The sequence below is a fragment of the Rhizobacter sp. genome (genome assembly GCF_031412495.1).
GTDB lineage: Bacteria > Pseudomonadota > Gammaproteobacteria > Burkholderiales > Burkholderiaceae_C > Schlegelella_A.
The window spans coordinates 1-3,183 of the sequence record NZ_JANODC010000334.1 but is presented as its reverse complement, the minus strand read 5'-3'; the positions used below and the strand labels follow the sequence as shown (position 1 = coordinate 3,183).

The following is a 3,183-nucleotide window of genomic DNA, read 5'->3' as shown; positions in this document are numbered from 1 at the left end:
AGGGGCCCGGGGTGAGCAGGACGATGCGGGTCGGGCCGTCGCCACGCGGCGCCCAGTGCAGGAGCGAGCTGCGCAGGACCTCGAAGAAGGCGGCGAGGTGCTGCACCGGCAACTCGCGGAACATGCGCGGGAACACGCGCGACACGAGGAGCCGGTTCTCGAGGGCGTAGCCCGAGCCCGAAGGCGCCTGCGTGCGGTCCCCGACGACCCACCAGCGGCCGTCGGGCGAGCGGGCCAGGTCGGCTGCGTACTGCAGCAGGTGCAGGCCCCCGGCCGGTCGCAGTCCTTCGGCCGGCGCCAGGAAGCCGCTGTGCCCGAACACCACCAGCGGCGGCAGGGCCCCGGATCGGAGCAGCGACTGCGCGCCGTACAGGTCGCCGAGGACGCGGTTCAGCAGGTCGGCGCGCTGCTCGATGCCGGCGGCGATGGCTTCCCACTCTCCGGCCGGCAGGACGAGGGGGATCGGATCGACCTGCCACGGCCGGTGCGCGCCGGCCGCATCGGCATAGACGTTGTAGGTGATGCCGTGCTCGCGGATCTGGCGCTCGGTGAGCGACAGCGTGTCGCTGACCTCGCGCTCGCTGCGGTCGGCGAGCGAGCGCACGAACGCGTCCCAGTGCGGGCGCGGCCGGCCCGGCGCGGCGAGGAGCTCGTCGTAGCGATCGTCGGGCGCGGCGTAGCCGGCGAGCAGGCGTTCGGCCATGGCCTTGGCAGCCCCTAGCCGTGCGGCCGACGCAGGTCGAGCGTGTGCGGGAAGTCAGGGTTGGGGGCTTCCGGCGGCACGACCATCGTTCCCGGCGTGTGGCCGCTGCGGAAGAAGCGGGCCAGGCGGCGTGCTTCGGCCTCGTAGGCGTTGACGGGAAAGCTCGTGTAGTTGATGCCGCCGGGGTGGGCGACGTGGTACTGGCAGCCGCCCAGCGAGCGGTTCATCCAGGTGTCGACCACGTCGAAGACCAGCGGCGCGTGGGCGGCGATGGTCGGGTGCAGCGACGAGGGCGCGGTCCAGGCCCGGTAGCGGATCGCGGCGACGTACTCGCCGACGGTGCCGGTGGGCTGCAGGGGCAGGCGCCGGCCGTTGCAGGCGACGAGGTGGCGCCCGCCGACCAGGCCGCTGACGCGGACCTCGATGCGCTCGACCGTCGAGTCGACGTAGCGGGCCGTGCCGCCGCCGCCGCTCTCCTCGCCGAGCACGTGCCAGGGCTCCAGCGCCATGCGCAGCTCGATCTCGACGCCGGCAGCGGCGAAGTCGCCGAGGAGCGGGAAGCGGAAGTCGCGGTGTGCCGCGAACCAGCCCGGCTCGAAGGCATAGCCGAAGGCGTTCAGCTCCTCGAGCACGTCGGCGAGGTCGCGCCAGATGAAGTGGGGCAGCATGAAGCGGTCGTGCAGCTCGGTGCCCCAGCGCGCCAGCTGCCGCGGCCGGTACGGCTCGGCCCAGAAGCGGGCCACGAGCGCGCGCATCAGCAGCTGCTGGACCAGGCTCATGCGCGCATGCGGCGGCATCTCGAAGGCGCGCATCTCGAGCAGGCCGAGGCGGCCGGTCGGACCATGCGGCGAGTACAGCTTGTCGATGCAGAACTCGGCCCGGTGCGTGTTGCCGGTGACGTCAATGAGCAGGTTGCGCAGCAGGCGGTCGATGAGCCACGGCGGCGTCGCCCGGCCGGCGCCGGCTTCCACCTCGGCGACGCGGGCCAGCTCGGCGAAGGCGATCTCGATCTCGTAGACCGAGTCGTTGCGCGCCTCGTCGATGCGCGGCGCCTGGCTCGTCGGGCAGACGAACATGCCCGAGAACAGGTAGCTGAGCGACGGGTGGTCGTGCCAGTAGCCGATCATGCTGGCGAGCAGGTCGGGCCGGCGCAGGAACGGCGAGTCGGCCGGCGTCGCGCCGCCGATGACGAAGTGGTTGCCGCCGCCGGTGCCGGTGTGGCGGCCGTCGAGCATGAACTTCTCTGTCATCAGCCGCGTCTGCCGGGCGGCGTCGTAGAGGAAGGTCGTCTGCTCGACGAGCTCGGCCCAGCTCGACGCCGGGTGCACGTTGACCTCGATCACGCCCGGGTCGGGCGTGACGCGAAGCACCGTCAGGCGCGGGTCCTTCGGCGGCTCGTAGCCTTCCAGGATGACCGGCATCCGCATCTCCCGGGCGGTCGCCTCGACAGCCCGGACCATGTCGAGGTAGTCCTCGAGGGCGGAGGTCGGCGGCATGAAGACGTAGAGCCGGCCGTGCCGCGGGTCGACGCTCATGGCCGTGCGCACGACGGACGCAGCCGACTCGTGCGCGCCCGGCGGATTGTGGTGCTCGGCCTTCCTTTCCTCCGCCGCAGGCGACTCGCCGAGGGCGTGCCATGATTTCTCCCCGTCGTCGGGCGCATCGCCCTCGGCGGGCAGCGGCTCGAGGTCGCGGGTCGGATCGGGCTCGTGGATCCACGGCGCATCGGCCGCCTTCACCCACGGCATCGACTCGAGGGGCAGGCGCAGCCCGACCGGCGAATCGCCCGGCACGAGGTAGCAGCGGTCTTCGCGCAGGTACCAGGGCGTGGAGCGCCAGACGCCGCGGCGGCGCTCGTCGCGCGCCACCGGCAGGACGTAGCCGACCGGCGCCTCGAGGCCGCGCTCGAACACCGCGCGCAGGCGCTTGCGTTCCTGCGCGTCGGCCAGGCGCGAATCGAAGGGATCGACGTTGACCGGCAGCTTGCCTTCGCGCCAGAGGTAGTGCCAGGTGTCCTCGTAGGCGGCGAAGACATTGCGCGCATCGATGCGAAGGCGACGCGCCAGCCGGTTCAGGAAGTCGCGCGCGATCTCGGGCGTCGCGCCGTGATCGTCCTGCTCGCTGGCGATGAGGGCCGGGTCCGACCACACCGGCCGGCCGTCCCTGCGCCAGTACAGGTTGAGCGACCAGCGCGGCAGCTGCTCGCCCGGGTACCACTTGCCCTGGCCGCTGTGGAGCAGGCCGCCGGCGCCGTAGCGCTCGCGCAGGCGCTGCATCAGGGCCATCGCGAGCGGCCGCTTGGTCGGGCCCACCGCCTCGGTGTTCCATTCGCCGCCCTCGCGGTCGTCGATCGACACGAAGGTCGGCTCGCCGCCCTGCGTCAGGCGCACGTCGTGGCGCTGCAGGTCGGCGTCGACGCGGGCGCCGAGGGCATCGACGGCGGCCCATTGCGCATCGGTGTAGGGCAGCGTCACGCGAGG

Annotated in this window: 2 protein-coding genes; both read right to left on the bottom strand. The window is 72.7% G+C overall.

Going from position 1 to position 3,183, the window contains the following annotated elements; genetic code table 11:
• Positions 1-703 (bottom strand): circularly permuted type 2 ATP-grasp protein (locus AC30N0_RS12335; RefSeq protein WP_489518205.1); only part of this gene is annotated, 703 nt, incomplete at its 3' end.
• A gap of 14 nt (positions 704-717) precedes the next feature.
• The coding region (locus AC30N0_RS12330) for a transglutaminase family protein (RefSeq protein ID WP_489518204.1) at positions 718-3,183 on the bottom strand (2,466 nt) is incomplete at its 5' end.